Genomic DNA, 17646 nt, shown 5'->3' with positions numbered 1-17646 from the left:
AAAAAAAGTAAGCCCAATTGCAATACCTCTGGTAGGGGTACTTGTTTTGAGCGTGTAGAGGTGTCTGGACTACGAGTGAAGTCCAAGTTTTGGCTTATTCCAGAATGGAGCGTCGCGGTGACTCGCTTGAGAGTGTCAAAAATGGCGATATTGAAGAATTCAGCAGTCAAAAGCTCTCATCGCGACATCTCCTAGTCTGACCTCCGCTTGATGAACGGAAGCGTCGATATTTTAAGCCGTCTCGATCGGTCAAAACTGAGAATTAGGAATTTCCAACAATCCCCGCTAGATTCGCTACTCCGAATGCTGCGGCGGGAGTATGTTAATAAACACGGCTTGATTCTAAGAGCAGGAAAGAAAATAATTGTCACACATCCCCGACTCTCATATCAGTTTCAAAAAAGAATGCAACTGTAGGCCGGCGATCCAAACCCATATCCAGTCACTCATTCCCCATCTAAAATCTAAAATGGTAGAAGCCGGAGGCTTGACCGAAAGAGAGGATACTATAGTCCTGGACGCACGGGTAGTCAGAAACCGGGTTTTTCGTAGCAATACTTCGTTATAGCCCGCCGAAACGATCGAGAACCCGGTTTCTAGGCATCGTCCATGCGCCCAAGATTGTACTAGAAACCTGCTACCTGAGAATCTTGAGACTCTCACCAGTGTCAGGTCTAGTTATAAAAAACAACTAAACTGTCTGTGTGTAGTAGTCTAAATGATGATGGTACTGGATGCTTCTAGGCATCTTTACACCTTCTGACACCTAGTAGATCAAAGATATACATACGGGTTTTGCAGGGTTCCCGGCTGATGGCGCTAAAAACTCTGCATTTTTGACGGGGAATGTACTCCCCGTGCCGTGTTCCTCTTTGGACTAAAGTCACAAAGTTTCTATACTTCCCATATTTATTTATGAAAACCGTTCTGATTGTAGAGGACGATTTGGTTAATGCTCGGGTTTTTTCCAAAATTCTGACTAAGCGGGGGGGCTTAGCCGTGAAGCACACGGAAAATGTTGAAGAGGTGATGCAGATTGCTGCAAACGGCGAAGCTGATTTGATTTTAATGGATGTGTCACTTTCCCGCAGCGTGTACCAGGGGAAATCTGTTGACGGCATTAAGATTACTCAACTGCTCAAAGCTGACCCGCAAACGGCCTCGCTGCCGATTATTTTGGTGACTGCTCACGCGATGGCCGGTGATAAAGAAACATTTCTGGATCAAAGCGGTGCTGATGGTTACATCTCTAAACCTGTGGTAGACCATCAAGAGTTTGTCGATCAGATCAAGGCTTTGCTGCCTGATTGAGTGAACCATACATTAAGTGGGAATAAGAAGGAAGAAGGAAAAAGGAAGAAGGAAGAAAGAATTTTTTGTTTGAAACAACAAACCATTAAAACTCTTGAATTACAAAGTTTTCTTGAATTCTGACTCTTCCTTCTTCCTTTTTCCTTTGGAGATCCCGATCGCACAATGCGACGAGTTCTGACTTTTAATGAGTGAGGAAAAATTTGAGATTTTTCAACTCATGAGATCGAAGAGTGCGTTGCGGCGAGGAACCTCTCCTCAGCGATCGCAACGCTATTCACTCATTCATGCAATCTCAAAACTATTATTAGTCTTCGTCCTCATCGAAGTCAAAACCGATATCATCATCATCGTCAGCATCAGGCCCCAAGGCATCATCCTCAGTCTCAGCGACAAAATCGTCATCATCAACCTCAACTTCTTCAAAATCCTCATCAGCCTCAAGCTCTGACCCGCGCCCGATCTCAAAACCGCTCTCGATCGTATAAGCGCGACGTGCAGTGCGATCGTCCAAAACCACATCCTCCTGCAAATCGTGGATGTCCTCATCAAACACAGCACCATCAAAACCCGCATCCTGAACCCCAGCATCCTCATAGGCATTGAACCCAGTACCTGCAGGAATTAGGCGGCCGATGATGACATTTTCCTTCAGACCGCGCAGCCAGTCAGACTTACCTTCGATCGCAGCTTCAGTCAATACCCGCGTAGTCTCCTGGAACGAAGCCGCAGAAATAAAGCTATCAGTATTCAGCGAAGCCTTAGTAATCCCCAGCAACACCGGAGTATAATCCGCAGGCGCTCCACCAGTAATTGACATAGCCTCATTCACCTGCTCAACCTGCCGCAATTCCACCAACTCGCCCGGGAGCATAGTAGTATCGCCGCCATCTTCCATCCTCACCTTGTTAGTCATCTGGCGGACGATTACTTCGATGTGTTTATCAGAAATATCCACGCCTTGAGACTGATAAACCGACTGCACCTCATTCACCAAAAATGTCTGCACCTGTTGGAAACTCTCCAAAGCCGCCTCAAAAGTAGGCTGCCGCTCCTTGAGCACGTGGAAGAACACCTCTAGAATTTCGTGAGGGTTAGCAGGCCCGTCGGTCAAAGCTTCGGCAACGCCCACGCGCTGTCCGTCGGAAACGATCGGGTTTTGACCGGGCAACAAAGGATACTCCTCAATCCGGCCATCATCCTCAATCACCGCCAGTTCCACAACATCATCATCCGTAACTACCCGAGCCGTTCCCGGCCGCTTGGCTAAAATACAGGCTTCCTTCGGCTTGCGACCTTCGAGAAGTTCCTCAATCCGTGGCAAACCCTGAATGATATCCCCAGTCTTTGCCCGCTCAAACACCAGAATCACCAAATTGTCACCCCGCTGCACCAAATCGCCGTCGTCTACGTGCAGCACCGCACCGGCCGAAACCCGGTAAGGGCGAGCCACTCTGAGCAAGAGTTTCGCCGGTTCTGTCTCCGACGCAGGTACAACCTTCACAACTTGGCCGGACTCTTCAAGAACAACCCCCGGAGCTATTTCAGTACCAGCCACCAGCAGTTGACCTGGACTCACATCCGGCGTACCCGCCACAGAGATCGAAATAGAATCCGCATCCCGCATTACCAACAGTCGGCGCACGGGTTCGTTAAGTCCCTCGCGGATGCCCCGAACGATACCCGCTTCTTTGCAGAGAATCTCGGTGCGGGCGACTACTGCCCCGGGCGCGATCGACTGCCCATCCTCCACCAACAGCCGCGTGTGAGTGCTGCCCTGAGTCGGATCGGCAGACACGTCCCGCCGAATTACCAGCGATTCCAAAATCACCAACTGCAAGCGGAAAGTTTTTGAAGCTCGATCGCCCCCATCGGCCACAGTCATCGCCAACTCTTGCGACGCACTAACGTCTTCAGGCGAACCCCAAGCCGGTCCCGAACCGTCAGCCCCAAAAGCCATAGCATCTTCCTCATCCGGCAGCAGCTCGATATCCGCCGCCAATTGCGGAGCTCCGGAACCAATTTCCAAAATAAGCTGAGTCCGCAGCAGTTCCAATCCCTCGACCGATTTGACGCGCTCCCCATCCTTATAGGGCAGTCGCTGCACCGCTTTCAAAGAGATTGACTCATTCAGCGCCGTCTGAGAAGGCACCGGCGGCTTGTCAGGTACTGGAAATTCCACCACAGGCCGCAGCAGCAAAGCCGGGCCCTCAGGAGTTTCGATATACTCGGCATAGCCCAACTCTTCGGCAATCAAGCCCGGGAAAATCTCTTGACCCGCGTTGACAATTTGACCTTCCCCGAGAGTTAGCGGCGGGCGGTCAACCACATGGAGTGTCCCCGGTTTAATCACAATTTCCCGGAGGATGTCATTTTTCTGAGTGATTTCCACTGCCCCGCTGGTTTGGCAGAAAATATCCTTAACCACCTCAGTACCCGCCTCCACGTACTGGCCATCTTCCACCAGCAGCAGAGAAATATCCTTATTCACCTCGTGGCACTCTTCCGGTATCCAGAGCAGAGTCCCGCCTTTGACGACTTCGTAGCCAAGTTTAGCTTTGCCGCGCTTGTGGACTTCCACCCCGCCGTACTTGACAATGCCCCCTGTCGCTGTGCGGTAGCTGTCGTCGAGCAGTTCCGCCACCACTTCCCCGTTAATCACCTTGCTCCCGGGAGCCGTCTTCAGCGAAAACCGCTGCTTAGAAGCTGTTTCGATCGTGTAGTGGTCGCGGCCGCCTGCGCTTTCGGCCCGCACGATGGCTTGGTCGAGCAGGACTTGCGCGGTGATAATTTCGATTTCTCTCGGGTCAGCGATACGGACTACGCCGCCGTGTTCGGAGACGAGTTTCGTTTCGGCAATGACGCTTTCGGCCGGAATGCGATCGCCATTTTTCACCGCTGGTTCGGCGCCGGGGGGCAAGTTGTAGACCTCTCCTGAGAGAATCCAAATCAGCCCGCCTTTGCTGGCTGTGCGGGTTGTGTTCCCTTGGCGGTCGGTTTTTTCTTCTGGCACCAAATCAGCAAATTTGGCTTCTCCGGCTAAGTCGGAGGCTACGTCCGTAGTGACTTTTTCCGTAGTTTTGCGGGCGGCGCGACCGACGATCGGCACTTCTGCCAAAACTTGACCGGGAATGGCGCGCTGTCCGTCTTTGACCATCAGAGTAGAACCCTGGACGATCGCCAATTCGATTTTCAGTTTTTGATTTTTGGCGCCGGATTTTCCTTCTTCAAAGCCGTCGCCCTCAAATACAAGTTTGCCGTTGTTTTCTGCCACCAGTGCTTCTTCGCCGTGTCTGGTGCGGAACGAGCGGGTGCGCAAATTCTTGAATTTCACTACGCCCGGGAAGGGGGCGCGTTCTTGTTTCGCCACTTCTCCGGTGAATACGCCACCTGTGTGGAAGGTACGCATGGTGAGTTGGGTTCCCGGTTCCCCGATCGACTGAGCTGCAATAATGCCGATCGCTTCTCCCATGTCCACCATTTGCAAGTGGGCGAGACTCCAGCCGTAGCAGTGCTGACAGACCGAGCGCGTAGATTCGCAAGTTAGGGGCGATCGTAAATATACCTCTGCCACCCCAGATTTACCAATTTCCCCCGCCAACTCCTCGGTAATTGGCTGATTTCGGACAGCTTTTTCGCTGCCGTAAGCCACGATTTCCCCGGTTTTAGGGTGCACCACATCTCGGGCGAAAACGCGCCCCAGCAGCCTGTCCTTCAGGGGAATCAGCACTGTTGCTCCGTCCGTCATCGGCCGCACTCGAATTCCCCGCTGGGTGCCGCAGTCCACTTCCCGCACAATTACGTCTTGGGATACATCCACCAAACGGCGGGTCAGATAGCCCGAGTCTGCCGTCCGCAAAGCCGTATCTACCAAACCCTTGCGCGCTCCGTAGGAAGAGATGATGTATTCGGTAACGGTGAGTCCTTCGCGGAAGTTGGTTTTAATTGGCAAGTCAATGATTTCTCCTTGCGGGTCAGCCATCAATCCGCGCATTCCGACTAGCTGGCGCACTTGAGAAATGTTCCCCCGCGCACCGGAGAAGGCCATCATGTAGACCGAGTTTAGGGGGTCTGTGGCTCGGAAGTTTTTGACTACTTCGTCTTTGAGGTCTTCTGAGGTGCTGTTCCAGGTATCGATTACTTTTTGGAAGCGTTCGACTTCAGTGATTTCGCCTCTGGTGTATTTTTGTTCTGTGATACGGATTTCTTCTTCGGCTGCATCGAGGAGCGATCGTTTCGACGGGGGCACTTGCAAATCGTCTACGCTAATCGAAACTCCCGCTCGTGTGGCAAAGCGGAAACCCAAGTCTTTGAGTTTATCTGCCATTTGCGCTGTACGGGCCGTTCCGTAGTGCATGAAAGACCAAGAGATTAATTTTTTGAGCTGACCTTTGTCAACAACTCGATTGCGAAAAACAATTTCCTTCTTTTCTGTCATTTTTCTGAGTAGTGGTAATTGGTAATTGGTAATTGGTAATTGGTAATTGGTAATTGGTAAGTAGAGCGGCACGAAAAAACCAGAAGCATCTTGTAGGGGCCGGTTTAGCGTATAAGAAGGAGATGTAAGTGAGGAGATGAATGCACTCACCCGCCCTACCCATAGTAATGTTTATTTGCACCTACCTACTTAATTGGTAATTGGTAATTGGTAATTGGTAATTAGTAATTGGTAAATTTTCCTGCTTGGGTCGCTATTATTTGTTAGCGATTATTTGTCAGTTATTACCGATTACCGATTACCCATTACCTCTTACCAATTTTCCTCCCAATTTCTAATTGTTAATTACTGATTCGATGGTTTGGTGATAGATAATCCTGCCCGGAGTAGTGCGAATGAACTGATTGATCACCTTGCCCTCTCCGTCTTCCCGAACCCGGCGGAACTTGTATTCTTTCGTCACTATACCGTCGGTCGAGCGTTCCACCTTTAGCGGTTCTCCCTCGGGTTCTGTGTTTTCTATGGCGCCTTGAAACCTCACCCAGACGTAAGAGTGCAGGTCAACGACTCCTTGTTCGTAAGCTACAACCGCGTCCGTGAGGTTGGAGAAATAGTGACCGGCTCCTTTTTGAGCATCAGGATTTTCGGCTGTCAAGTAATAGCAACCGAGCACCATATCTTGAGAAGGAGTAACGATCGGTCTTCCGGTTGCCGGCGACATAATGTTGTTAGAAGCCAGCATCAGCAAGCGTGCTTCCGCCTGAGATTCCAGAGACAAAGGCACGTGCACGGCCATTTGGTCGCCGTCAAAGTCAGCGTTAAAAGCCGGACAGACTAGCGGGTGAAGCTGAATTGCCCTCCCGTCCACCAAAATCGGCTCAAAGGCTTGAATCCCCAAACGGTGCAGCGTCGGCGCCCGGTTTAGCATTACCGGGTGTCCTTCAATCACCTCCTGAAGCACGTCCCAAACGCTGGGATCGTTGCGCTGGATCAGTTTTTTGGCAGCTTTGATGTTGTTGACCAATCCTTGGCGGATCAGGCGGTGGATGACGAAAGGCTGGAACAGTTCGATCGCCATTTCCCTCGGCAAACCGCACTGATGAATTTTCAGTTTCGGCCCCACCACAATCACCGAACGTCCGGAGTAGTCAACCCGTTTCCCCAGCAAGTTTTGCCGGAAGCGACCTTGTTTCCCTTCAATGATGTCCGACAGCGACTTCAGCGGGCGGTTGTTTGCCCCCACCACCGTCCGGCCCCGGCGACCGTTGTCAATCAGCGCATCCACAGCTTCTTGCAGCATCCGCTTTTCGTTGCGGATGATAATCTCCGGCGCCAGAATTTCTTGCAGTCTCGCCAAGCGGTTATTGCGGTTGATGACTCTCCGATAGAGGTCGTTGAGGTCACTGGTTGCAAAACGCCCGCCGTCTAACTGCACCATCGGCCGCAAGTCCGGGGGAATCACCGGAATCACATTGAGCACCATCCAATCGGGATGAGAACCCGTAGCGATGAAGTTGTCAATAACTCGCAAGCGTTTAATCAACTTCGCCCGCTTTTGACCTTTAGCATTAGCAATATCTTCCCGCAGCTTTTCCGCTTCAGTTTCTAGCGGAATATTTTGCAGCAAAACTTGCAAAGCTTCAGCACCAATCCCCACTTCTACACCTGTGAGTGTGGAATCTTCGCTGTAAAGTTCGTCTTCTATTTCCAGCCAAGCATCTTCCGTGAGCAATTGCTTGTATTGCAGCTTCTCTGCATTACCTGCATTGAGGACAACGTAGGCATTGAAATACACGATTTGTTCGACATCTCGCAGCGGCATATCTAATAGAATTGCCATGTAACTCGGGATGCCTTTGAGATACCAAACGTGAGCTACTGGAGCTGCTAATTTAATAAATCCCATCCGGTGACGGCGGACGCGAGATTCAGTGACTTCAACACCGCATCTCTCGCAAACAATGCCTCTATGGCGAACTCGTTTGTACTTGCCACAATGACATTCCCAATCTTTTGCAGGCCCAAAAATGCGCTCGCAAAACAAGCCATCCATTTCAGGTTTTAACGTGCGATAATTTATGGTTTCCGGTTTTGTCACCTCTCCAGTAATCTGACCGTTGGGTAAAGTTCTCTCTCCCCACTGTCGAATTCTTTCTGGTGAAGCTAACCCAATCTTGACGTAATCAAAGCGTTGTTCTATTTTAGCCATTCTTGACTCCAATTGATAATTTACAGTCGATTATTTGTGGTAGTTTATCTTTTTTGTTGGCTTGTTTCACGGCTTAAATCAATGTTATACTCCTCTATATGTGACGTGGTTTTTAATATCAGAGATGACACTTGACGATACTCCAAAGTCATCAGCGATTTTAGAGATTGATTCTCTACCTCTAATTCTTTTTCGTACCTCAAGAGCTTGCTCGAAAGTCAATTTGCGATCGAGATATCCACCCATGCGAGGAACTGGAACCTCTTCGCCTGCTTCCTTCCAAGTGACGTGATACTTAATATCGTGTATGGTTTTGCGACCAACACTGTATTCGTGAGCTACATCCTTCACTCTCTGTCCTGCTGCTAGTTTTTGTCGAATTTCTCGCACCTTTTCCCAGTCTAATTTGGCATTGGAAAGGGGATGACTTTTGCCTTGAGTGCGTCCTTTCTTAGAAGCATCTAATAAATTTTGAGTGCGAGTTCCACCCCAAAGGTGTTCTGGATTAATACAACTGGGATTATCGCAAGTATGACAAGCATCTATCGAAGTCGGAACTGCACATCCTAATTTCTCTGCTAAAACAGCACGAGTAACTGATTGGGATTTCCTATTTTTAAAGTACCTGCCATAACCACCTCGACCATCCTTTGCACCTTGAAAAATTATGCAGCCGCTGTCTTGAATTTCTCCTACAAAACCGGGGGGAACTGTAGTGAAGTTATGGGGAATTTTTGCCTGAAGTATCTTAGTAATAGTTTCATAGTGTACGCCATACTCTTTTATTAGGTGGCTTTTGATGGTTCCAGCTAAATATTGACGCTGAATTTCCCGCAGTTGTTCGATCGAGAGTTGGCCAATACCCGGAATACTTTTGCGTCTGGGAGTTTTGCGATCGCGCCCCATCATCTGCTGCGTATTCTCAGCCGCAGTTCCAGCGACGAGATGTGCTGGGTTGATGCAGCTTGGATTGTCGCAGATGTGGCAAGCAAAATAACCGGAACCGAGGAATCCTGCTATTTTTGATTCGAGGACTAATCGATGGACTAATACCGTTTTGCCTTCGAGCCACTTGCGCGCGTAACCGTTGCCAAACTTGCTCCCTCGCCAGTTAATACAGCCAGTCGCCCGGTCAACTTCTCCTTCTATTCCTGGGACAACTGTTACAATAGTCATGTCAGCGTCTCTCCTCTTTAGAGCGTTGATTCGCCTCACCAGTGTTCGTACCACTGCTGAGGCATTTTAATTTGAGATTGTCGATTAAAGATTAAAGAATTGAATGCTGTCAAAAAATCTTTAATCTTTAATCTTTAATGCCTAATCCTCGTCAAGTTCGTCACGAGAAAGCGATTCGTAAGTAGGCCGGGAGGGCGATCGCTTGCCCCCAGCATCCGCCATCAAATCCACCTCAACGTGTTCGCTGCCCTCGTCAGATGTATTCACCTTGTGCACGGCAATATCCAAGCACAAAGACTGCAACTCCCGCATCAGCACCTTGAAAGATTCCGGCGTACCGGGGCGCGGAATGGCTTTGCCTTTAACAATGGCGTTCAAAGCCTCGTTTCTGCCCTGCATATCGTCCGACTTGACAGTCAGCAACTCTTGCAAAGTATAAGCTGCGCCGAACGCTTCCAAAGCCCAGACTTCCATTTCCCCGAACCGCTGACCCCCCTGCTGCGCTTTGCCGCCTAAAGGCTGCTGCGTTACCAGCGAGTAAGGGCCTGTGCTGCGGGCGTGGATCTTATCGTCTACCAAGTGCACCAGCTTCAGCATATAGGCTATGCCGACGGTGATGGGGCGATCGAACGGTTCCCCAGTTCGGCCATCGTAGACAATAGTCTTGCCGGGGTGCTTTTCGTTAAACACCCAAGGCTTGCCGGTTTTTTCGCGCGCCTCCTGCAGCTTGCCGTGTACGGTTTCCCGCGACTTTTCAGCGCCGTGCATTTCATCAAAAGGCACCATCTTGAACCGCATCGACAGATTTTCGCCGGCCCATCCTAGCAAGCACTCAAAAATCTGACCTACGTTCATCCGCGACGGTACGCCCAAGGGATTGAGCACTATGTCAACGGGAGTCCCGTCGGGTAAGTAGGGCATATCCTCCATCGGTAGAATCCGGGACACAATACCCTTATTTCCGTGGCGGCCGGCCATTTTGTCGCCGACTTGAATCTTCCGTTTTTGAGCTACGTAGACGCGGACGACCATGTTGGCGCCGGGAGGCAGTTCGTCGCCCTGTTCGCGGGTAAACACCCGCACGTCCACCACGCGGCCTTTTTCGCCGTTAGGGACGCGGAGGGAATTGTCGCGCACGTCGCGGGCTTTTTCGCCGAAGATTGCCCTCAGCAGTTTTTCTTCCGGCGGTTGGTCGGATTCGCCCTTGGGGGTGACTTTGCCGACTAGGATGTCGCTGGCTTCTACCCAGGCACCTTTGCGGATAATGCCCTGTTCGTCTAGCTGGCGCAGCGCGTCTTCGCCGACGTTAGGAATTTCGCGAGTGATTTCTTCGGGGCCGAGTTTGGTTTGGCGGGCTTCAATTTCGTATTTTTCAATGTGGATCGAAGTGTAGACATCTTCGTACACCAAACGCTCGCTAATTAGCATCGCGTCTTCGTAGTTGTAGCCTTCCCAAGGCATATAAGCTACGAGGATGTTGTGGCCCAGAGCGAGTTCTGCCCCTTCAGTGGAGGAACCGTCGGCGAGAACTTGACCGGCAACTACTCGATCGCCCTCATAAATCAGCGGACGCTGGTTTAAACAAGTATCTTGGTTAGAGCGCTGATATTTTTGCAGTTCGTGTTCGATGCAGCCAGCATATTTTTGCTTCCAAACCGAGGGCTGTTTGACTTTGAGATCGTCGTATTCCCGAATCAGGAAATGTTCTTCGCTGGAATTCGATTCGGCATCCACAGCTAGGGGTTTGACAATAATTCGGGTAGCGTCAATGTAAATTACCTCGCCGTTAATCCGGGAAACCACAACCATCCCGGAATCTCGCGCTGCCTGAGCTTCCAAGCCCGTACCGACTAGGGGCCGTTCTGGTTTCAGCAGCGGCACAGCTTGCCGCTGCATATTCGATCCCATCAGAGCTCGGTTGGCGTCGTCGTGTTCCAGGAACGGAATCAGCGATGTCGCCACGGAGACGATTTGCACGGGCGAAATCGCCATGTAGTCCACCTGCATCGGAGTGGTGGTAGTAAATTCTTGGCGGTAGCGGACGGCTACGGTTTCGCCCAAGAGGTTGTTGTTTTCGTCGAGGCTGATGTCTCCGGGGGCGACGCGCAAATCATCTTCTTCATCGGCTGTCATGTAAACGGGGGCTTTGTCGCGCAGCACCTGTCCTTTTTCTACTGGATAGAAAGGAGTTTCGATGAACCCGTAGGAGTTGACGCGGGCGTGGGTTGCCAAGGAACCGATCAGACCGGCGTTGGGGCCTTCTGGTGTTTCGATCGGGCAAATCCGGCCGTAGTGGGACGGGTGAATGTCTCGCACCGCAAAGCCGGCGCGTTCCCGTGTCAGACCTCCTGGACCTAAGGCTGAAAGCCGGCGCTTGTGCGTCAGTTCTGCTAGGGGGTTGGTTTGATCCATGAACTGGGATAGCTGGGAGGAACCGAAGAATTCCTTGATTGCTGCTACCAGCGGTTTGGGGTTGACCAGAGAAGCGGGGCTGAGGGAGTCGGCATCGGAGACGGTCATTCTTTCGCGGATGATCCGTTCTAAGCGGTTGAGGCCGACGCGCACTTGGTTTTGCAGCAGTTCTCCGACACTGCGGACGCGACGGTTGCCTAAGTGGTCGATGTCGTCGGTAGAGCCGATGTCGAATTCGAGGTTAATTAAGTAGTCGATCGCCGTCAAGATATCTTGCGATGTCAGCACCCGCATGGTATCGGGGACTGTCAATCGCAATTTTTTGTTGAGTTTGTAGCGGCCGACTCTGCCCAAATCGTAGCGTTTGGGGTCGAAAAAGCGCGAGTTGAGGAGCTGTTCGCCGCCCGCCACGGTGGGGGGTTCGCCGGGACGCAGTTTGCGGTAGAGCTCCATCAAAGCTTCTTCTTCGCCGAATTGTCCTTCTTTCTCGATCGTTTTTTGGAAGTATTCCGGGTGTCGCAGGGAGTCGTAGATTTCGCCGTCTGTGAGTCCCAAAGCTTTGAGCAGCACCTGGGCTGAGAGTTTGCGGGTTTTGTCGATTCTGACCCAGACTAAATCGTTTTTGTCTGTTTCAAATTTCAGCCACGCACCTCGGTTGGGGATCAGCGAGGCGTTATACGAACGGCGACCGTTTTTGTCGGTTTCTGATTTGTAGTAGACCCCGGGCGATCGCACGATTTGGTTGACAATCACCCGTTCGGCGCCGTTGATAATGAAAGTGCCGCGCTCGGTCATCAGGGGCAAATCGCCGATGAAAACTTCTTGTTCTTTGATTTCCCCTGTTTCTTTGTTAATCAGGCGGGTGGGTACGTACATTTGCACCGAGTAGGTGCTGTCCCTGCGCTTGGCTTCGTCCACGTCGTATTTCGGGCGCTTGAGTTTGAAGTCTTTGCCCATGAAGTGGAGTTCCAGCTTGCCCGTGTAGTCTGTAATCGGGGAGAAGCTGTCGAGTTCTTCGATCAGCCCGGCTTCTAGAAACCAGCGAAAACTTGCCCGCTGGATTTCGATCAGGTCGGGCAAGGTGAAGGCGAATTCTGTGTAATCTTTAGTGGTCATGGGTATCCTTTTTTCGCAGTGGCTCTAGCTTTTTACATGGCGCCAAGGCTTGGCTTTTTTACCTTGTTGCGTTTTTTTGATGGATTGTGTGAGAGAATTTATATGATATTTTTGCGATCCTGCCAACTGCTGCAACGGTTATTTGTGCTGGTTGCTCGCATAAGTTTTATGCTGATTTTGGCTTCGATTGAGATGCTTTTAGCTCCGATATCGTGGTGTTCCAGGATAAAATTTCTACACTTTTGACTCCTAAAATTGACTTGACAGCTATTGCCAAATTGCTGAGTTTCCAAGTTTTTTCTGATGTGTAAGTTTGAGCGTGAAATTTTGAGGTATTGCGTGAAGTTTTTGCCGATCCCGAAGGTTAGCGTACTCGCGTTGTGTTGGCATTTCCCGGGCGACATCGCAGTCGCGGATAGTAAGCCAACGCCCGATCGGTCGGTTCTTTTTATTATAGGACGCAAATCCGATCGCAGCAGGCAACGCCAAAAGAATCTCCAATAAAGGATGAATCCGGTTTTTCTGCAGGATATAAATGGGATTTTCTCTATCGCTGGCCCCTAAATCGACCTGTTTTCATCGTTTCTTTGTTCTTCTATAGCTAAACTGAAAAACCGAATAGCTGACACGCATTTTCGGTTGTCTGCTGGGACAAAGTTAAGAGAGAAACTCCTCTCAATTTAGCAACTTGTTCGGCTACATAGTAGACGTAGGCTGGTTCGTTGCGTTTTCCCCGCTGGGGTACGGGGGCGAGAAAAGGGCAATCTGTCTCGACTAGGATGCGATCGCTATTTACCATACAAGCTGATTCTTGTATTTGCAAGGCTTTTTTAAAGGTGACTGTGCCGCTAAAACTGATGTAGAAACCTAGGTCTAAAAACCACTTGGTTTCTTCGGGTGTACCTCCCCAGCAGTGCATGACCCCGCGCACTGGCCCGCGTGTTTGCCAAAAGTTCCTCAGCATTTCGGCCATTGGGGCGGCGGCGTCGCGACAGTGGATAATGACTGGTTTGTCAAGTTGCTGGGCGATTTCAAGCTGTGCCTCAAACACTTTAAACTGGTGTTCTCGATCGTCTGCTTTATAAAAGTCCAGTCCGGTTTCGCCGATCGCCACTACCCTAGAGTCCGAACTTGCTAATTCCCTAATCTGGCTCGCAGTCTCGTCTTTCCACTTGTCGGCATCTAGGGGGTGGAGTCCCACCGCAAAGGAGACTTCGGCAAACTGATTGGCGATTGCTTGAATTCCGGCAAACTCTTCTGGCTCTACACAAGAATGAACCAGCCGAACTACACCAGCTTCGCGCCAGCGTTCTCGAATGGCTTCTAACTCAGATTTGTAGGTTTCAAAGTTGATATGAACGTGAGTGTCGATGAGCTGCATGGGGGAAGCAGATTAGAGGTGATACGGGAGAGTCCCAGTGGGTGAGGTATGAGGGCGAGAGGGCGAGAGTGGGGAGTGGGAGACTGCAAGCAAGTGGAAGACTGGGAGAGGGGGAGAGTAGGAAAAATCTTTCCTCTTCCTTATTTCCCTCAGTATCCATCCGTTAAATCGCATACACCATCCGTTGCCGAACTTCACGCTTGAATTCTTCCCTCAAAATCGATTAAATCCATTAAATCCCGTACACAATCCGTTGCCGAACTTCCTTCTGTCTTAAGATGCTACCGAGGATGCTTCGTGTGGCTTGAGGGTTCTTGCCAAGCGGGACTTTTTGCGAGCGCCGTTGTTGCGGTGGAGTACACCTTTTTTGACAGCTTTGTCAATTTTGCTGTAGGCCTCAGACATTCGCTGCTGGACTTCTTGCATTAATTCAGGGCTCGGAGCTGCGGCGTATTTGTCAACTGTCGCAAAATACTTCTTCATCAAAGTTTTGACCGCTGACTTGTAAGATTTGTTGTACAAGCGGTTGCGTTCGGCGATTTTGACTCGTTTGACGGCGGACTTAATATTAGCCATAGTTCAGTTGCTGGAAGTAGGTATTCATTGATACACCTTAGTCTCAAGACAGTCTCAAGACACGGGGATTTGGAAGGACAACCTTTTCGGGATCGATCCGCAAAAAGCTTGATTTTAAACGGCTGAGTCAGACAGCCACTCTCCATTCGCTCAGATAAATCTGAGTCTGTGGGTATTTTTTGGCGATCGCCCGCGCAATAATTTTTTATTGACTCATTTAACTGCCTGCTTTGTATCCCTGACGATACCCAAAGGTATGACACTGGTGTTAAGAAGGCGTTTTGCGGTGTTTCCACAGTCACGAGTTAAAGTCACGGTTTCTTGCGCGCAATTTTCAAGTATACAATAATTTGGCGTTTTTTTATAAAAAAATTATCAGGTGTTGGAAAAACTAATATAGCATCTATTCTGCAAAGAATGTGATTCCCTGAAAAATCCAAGTTAAGCTATAACAAAGAGTACGGGTTATTTGGGGTTCGGCAAGAAGCACTTACCGAAGGTAGAAGGTACAAGGTAGCCGGAGCAGAAGGTAGAAGGTAGAAGGTAGAAGGCAGAATCAAAATTCTCCCGCTTGCACACTCTCCCCCTCACTCACTCTCGGGCTCGGACACTCTCCCGCTCTGGGATCGAACCCTCTCCCTCCGCACCCGGTTTTATGGCGCACAATTCCTCAGAAAGGTTGTGACTTGTCCTCAGTGTTGCAAAATACTCGACAGAGATTTAAACGCTGCACTGAAGCCTTTGCAAATGCCGCGAGTCTCGCGGTTTAAGCTTGTGGACTGGTGGTGACCTACTTCTGCAGGAAATCGAGCGCCACAAAAATCCCCAATTGTCAAGCAAATGTTAGTGAATTTATAGACGGCATTCCTAATCTCCATGCTGCGAATCATTACTCAGTGGGTTGAGGCACAAGCTGAACTGCGACGAATCTGCGATCGCACCCATGACGAACTTGTTGTTCACAAAGAAGCCACCGTGCGGGAGGTGCTGCAAGCTGTAAGGCGCAGAGGCGATCAGGCTGTGCTGCACTACACTGCTGAATTTGACCGCATGACCCTAAATGTGGAAGATTTACGGGTGAGCGGCGCCGAATTGGATGCTGCTTACCAGCAGGTGTCGAAAGAATTATTAAATGCAATCCGGCTGGCTTGCAAACAGGTAGAGGCGTTTCACCGACAGCGCGTCCCGAAGTCTTGGGTGCAGTTTGGTGATGACGAGATTGTTTTGGGCAAACGCTACACCCCGGTCGATCGAGCGGGAATTTACATTCCTGGCGGTCAGGCGTCCTATCCAAGCTCGGTGATCATGAATGCGGTTCCTGCGAAGGTCGCCAAGGTTCCGAGACTGGTGATGTGTACTCCCCCCGGACAGGAGAAGAAAATGAATCCTGCGGTGCTGGTGGCGGCTCAGGAAGCGGGAGTTGATGAGATTTATCGGGTAGGCGGGGCGCAGGCGATCGCAGCTTTAGCCTACGGTACGGAAACTATTCCGAAGGTGGATTTAATTACTGGGCCGGGGAATATTTACGTCACCCTGGCTAAAAAACTGGTTTACGGGACGGTGGGGATCGATTCTCTGGCTGGCCCGTCGGAGGTGCTGATCGTAGCAGACGGCTCGGCTAATCCTGTACACGTAGCTGCGGATATGTTGGCTCAAGCTGAGCACGATTCGATGGCGTCGGCAATTTTGCTGACGGCGGATTCGGTGCTGGCGAGGAAAGTGGTTGCTGAGGTAGACAGACAGTTGACCAATCACCCGCGCCGAACTTTAACAGAAAAGGCGATCGCCAACTATGGTTTAGTCGTGGTAGTTGACTCGCTCAAAGCGGCGGCGGAACTCTCTAACGAGTTTGCCCCGGAACACTTGGAATTGCAAGTTGCAGATCCCTGGGCTTTGCTCGACCAAATTCGCCACGCTGGGGCGATTTTCTTGGGCTGCTCGACGCCGGAAGCTGTAGGTGATTATTTGGCTGGCCCGAATCACACTTTGCCGACTTCTGGGGCTGCGCGCTATGCGTCCCCGCTGGGTGTGGAAACTTTTATGAAGCATTCGAGTTTGATTCAATATTCGCCTGCTGCACTTAAGAAGGTGAGTAGGGCGATTAATGTTTTAGCCGAAGCAGAGGGGCTTCCTTCTCATGCTGATTCGGTGCGGCTGCGGACAGAAAATGAGGGTGATTTTTAGATGGTAGATTTGGGATTGGCGATCGAGATTTAAGTAGATGAGCGGGAAAATACATAAGTAGTCAAAAACGAGTGAAACGCAGTCAAACGAAGCAATTCGCTGGCGATTACGGTAGCTTTACATTCTGTGACAGGCGGCAAAGTTTATTTGCACCTACCTACTTACGGACTGCGGGTTTAAGAAACCCGGTTTCTTCAAGTATCTGGCTTAAATGACGCAATTATGTTAAGAAACCGGGTTTGTGCGTAGGTAATGATGATGTTGGTGGGCAGCGCGAAATTGTGGAAAGTAGGCGACAATCAAGGATAAATTTAAAGTCTACTATCTGAGATTTAAAGGTGCACGGTATTGAATACTATTTTGGTAGCGATCGACAATTCAGAGTTAGCGACTCAGGTATTGCAAGTTGTAGGGCAATTTCAGCTAGAACCGACGGCAAAGGTGATTCTAGTTCATGTTGTCAGTTCTGGTACGTTGGATTTTGACACGGTTGTCGATCGACCTCACGCTCAGGGAGATGAAATTGCTTACCGAGAAGTGGAGAAGTTACTGCAATCTTATCAGGAAAAGTTGCCTTGCCAGAGCGATTTAGAAATTGTGTCAGGGGAGCCAGCAGAGGAAATTTTGCGTTTGGCTAATATTTATAAGGCGGATTTAATTGCGATCGGCTGTCGGGGTTTGACTGGTTTAAAGCGAATTTTGGAGGGTTCGGTGAGTGCGGAGGTTGTGGCTGAGGCTCCTTGTTCGGTGTTGGTAGTGCGGGCTAAGGAATGAAAATTTAATAACTTCACTATTTACTCAATTGTCGGAACAGCACGGTAATTCCATTTTGGCAAATATTCA

Annotated in this window: 9 protein-coding genes; 3 read left to right on the top strand and 6 right to left on the bottom strand. The window is 50.2% G+C overall.

The genetic code is table 11. The features are described 5' to 3' along the window. The first annotated feature begins 915 nt into the window (after positions 1-915). Entirely contained in the window at positions 916-1311 is a 396-nt protein-coding gene (locus QUA54_RS02655) for a response regulator (RefSeq protein ID WP_172186460.1), read from the top strand. A 307-nt stretch (positions 1312-1618) separates the two neighbouring features. Here the strand turns inward: QUA54_RS02655 and QUA54_RS02650 are convergent, their stop codons facing one another. From QUA54_RS02650 to rpsT, 6 genes are all read right to left on the bottom strand, one after another. Continuing rightward, positions 1619-5749 (bottom strand): DNA-directed RNA polymerase subunit beta'', encoded by a 4131-nt coding sequence (locus QUA54_RS02650; RefSeq protein WP_333413053.1) that lies wholly within the window; start codon positions 5747-5749, stop codon positions 1619-1621. Between the two features lie 334 nt (positions 5750-6083). Continuing rightward, complete coding sequence (locus tag QUA54_RS02645; protein ID WP_172186462.1) at positions 6084-7958, bottom strand: DNA-directed RNA polymerase subunit gamma; 1875 nt, start codon at positions 7956-7958, stop codon at positions 6084-6086. A gap of 84 nt (positions 7959-8042) precedes the next feature. Continuing rightward, positions 8043-9134 (bottom strand): HNH endonuclease, encoded by a 1092-nt coding sequence (locus QUA54_RS02640; RefSeq protein WP_333413051.1) that lies wholly within the window; start codon positions 9132-9134, stop codon positions 8043-8045. A gap of 141 nt (positions 9135-9275) precedes the next feature. Continuing rightward, a complete protein-coding gene (gene rpoB / locus QUA54_RS02635; protein ID WP_333189347.1) occupies positions 9276-12662 on the bottom strand; it encodes a DNA-directed RNA polymerase subunit beta in 3387 nt (1128 codons plus the stop codon). Between the two features lie 601 nt (positions 12663-13263). Continuing rightward, positions 13264-14043: a TatD family hydrolase gene (locus QUA54_RS02630; protein WP_190745716.1), complete on the bottom strand. Its 780-nt coding sequence runs from the start codon at positions 14041-14043 to the stop codon at positions 13264-13266. Positions 14044-14316: 273 nt separating this feature from the next. After that, positions 14317-14619, bottom strand: coding sequence for a 30S ribosomal protein S20 (gene rpsT, locus QUA54_RS02625; RefSeq protein WP_172186467.1), 303 nt, complete (start codon positions 14617-14619; stop codon positions 14317-14319). Between the two features lie 876 nt (positions 14620-15495). On the opposite strand from rpsT, the gene hisD reads away from it, so the two are divergent. Continuing rightward, positions 15496-16803: a histidinol dehydrogenase gene (hisD, locus tag QUA54_RS02620; protein WP_333413048.1), complete on the top strand. Its 1308-nt coding sequence runs from the start codon at positions 15496-15498 to the stop codon at positions 16801-16803. Between the two features lie 348 nt (positions 16804-17151). Beyond that, the gene (locus QUA54_RS02615; RefSeq protein ID WP_333413046.1) at positions 17152-17577 is read left to right on the top strand and encodes a universal stress protein; all 426 of its coding nucleotides are present in this window, start codon (positions 17152-17154) and stop codon (positions 17575-17577) included. Positions 17578-17646 lie beyond the last annotated feature (69 nt).

Origin of the sequence: Microcoleus sp. MOSTC5, assembly GCF_036701825.1 — a bacterium.
GTDB classification, from domain to species: Bacteria; Cyanobacteriota; Cyanobacteriia; order Cyanobacteriales; family Microcoleaceae; genus Microcoleus; species Microcoleus asticus.
Note: the sequence above shows the minus strand (reverse complement) of the source record. Positions and strands in the feature narration are given on the sequence as shown.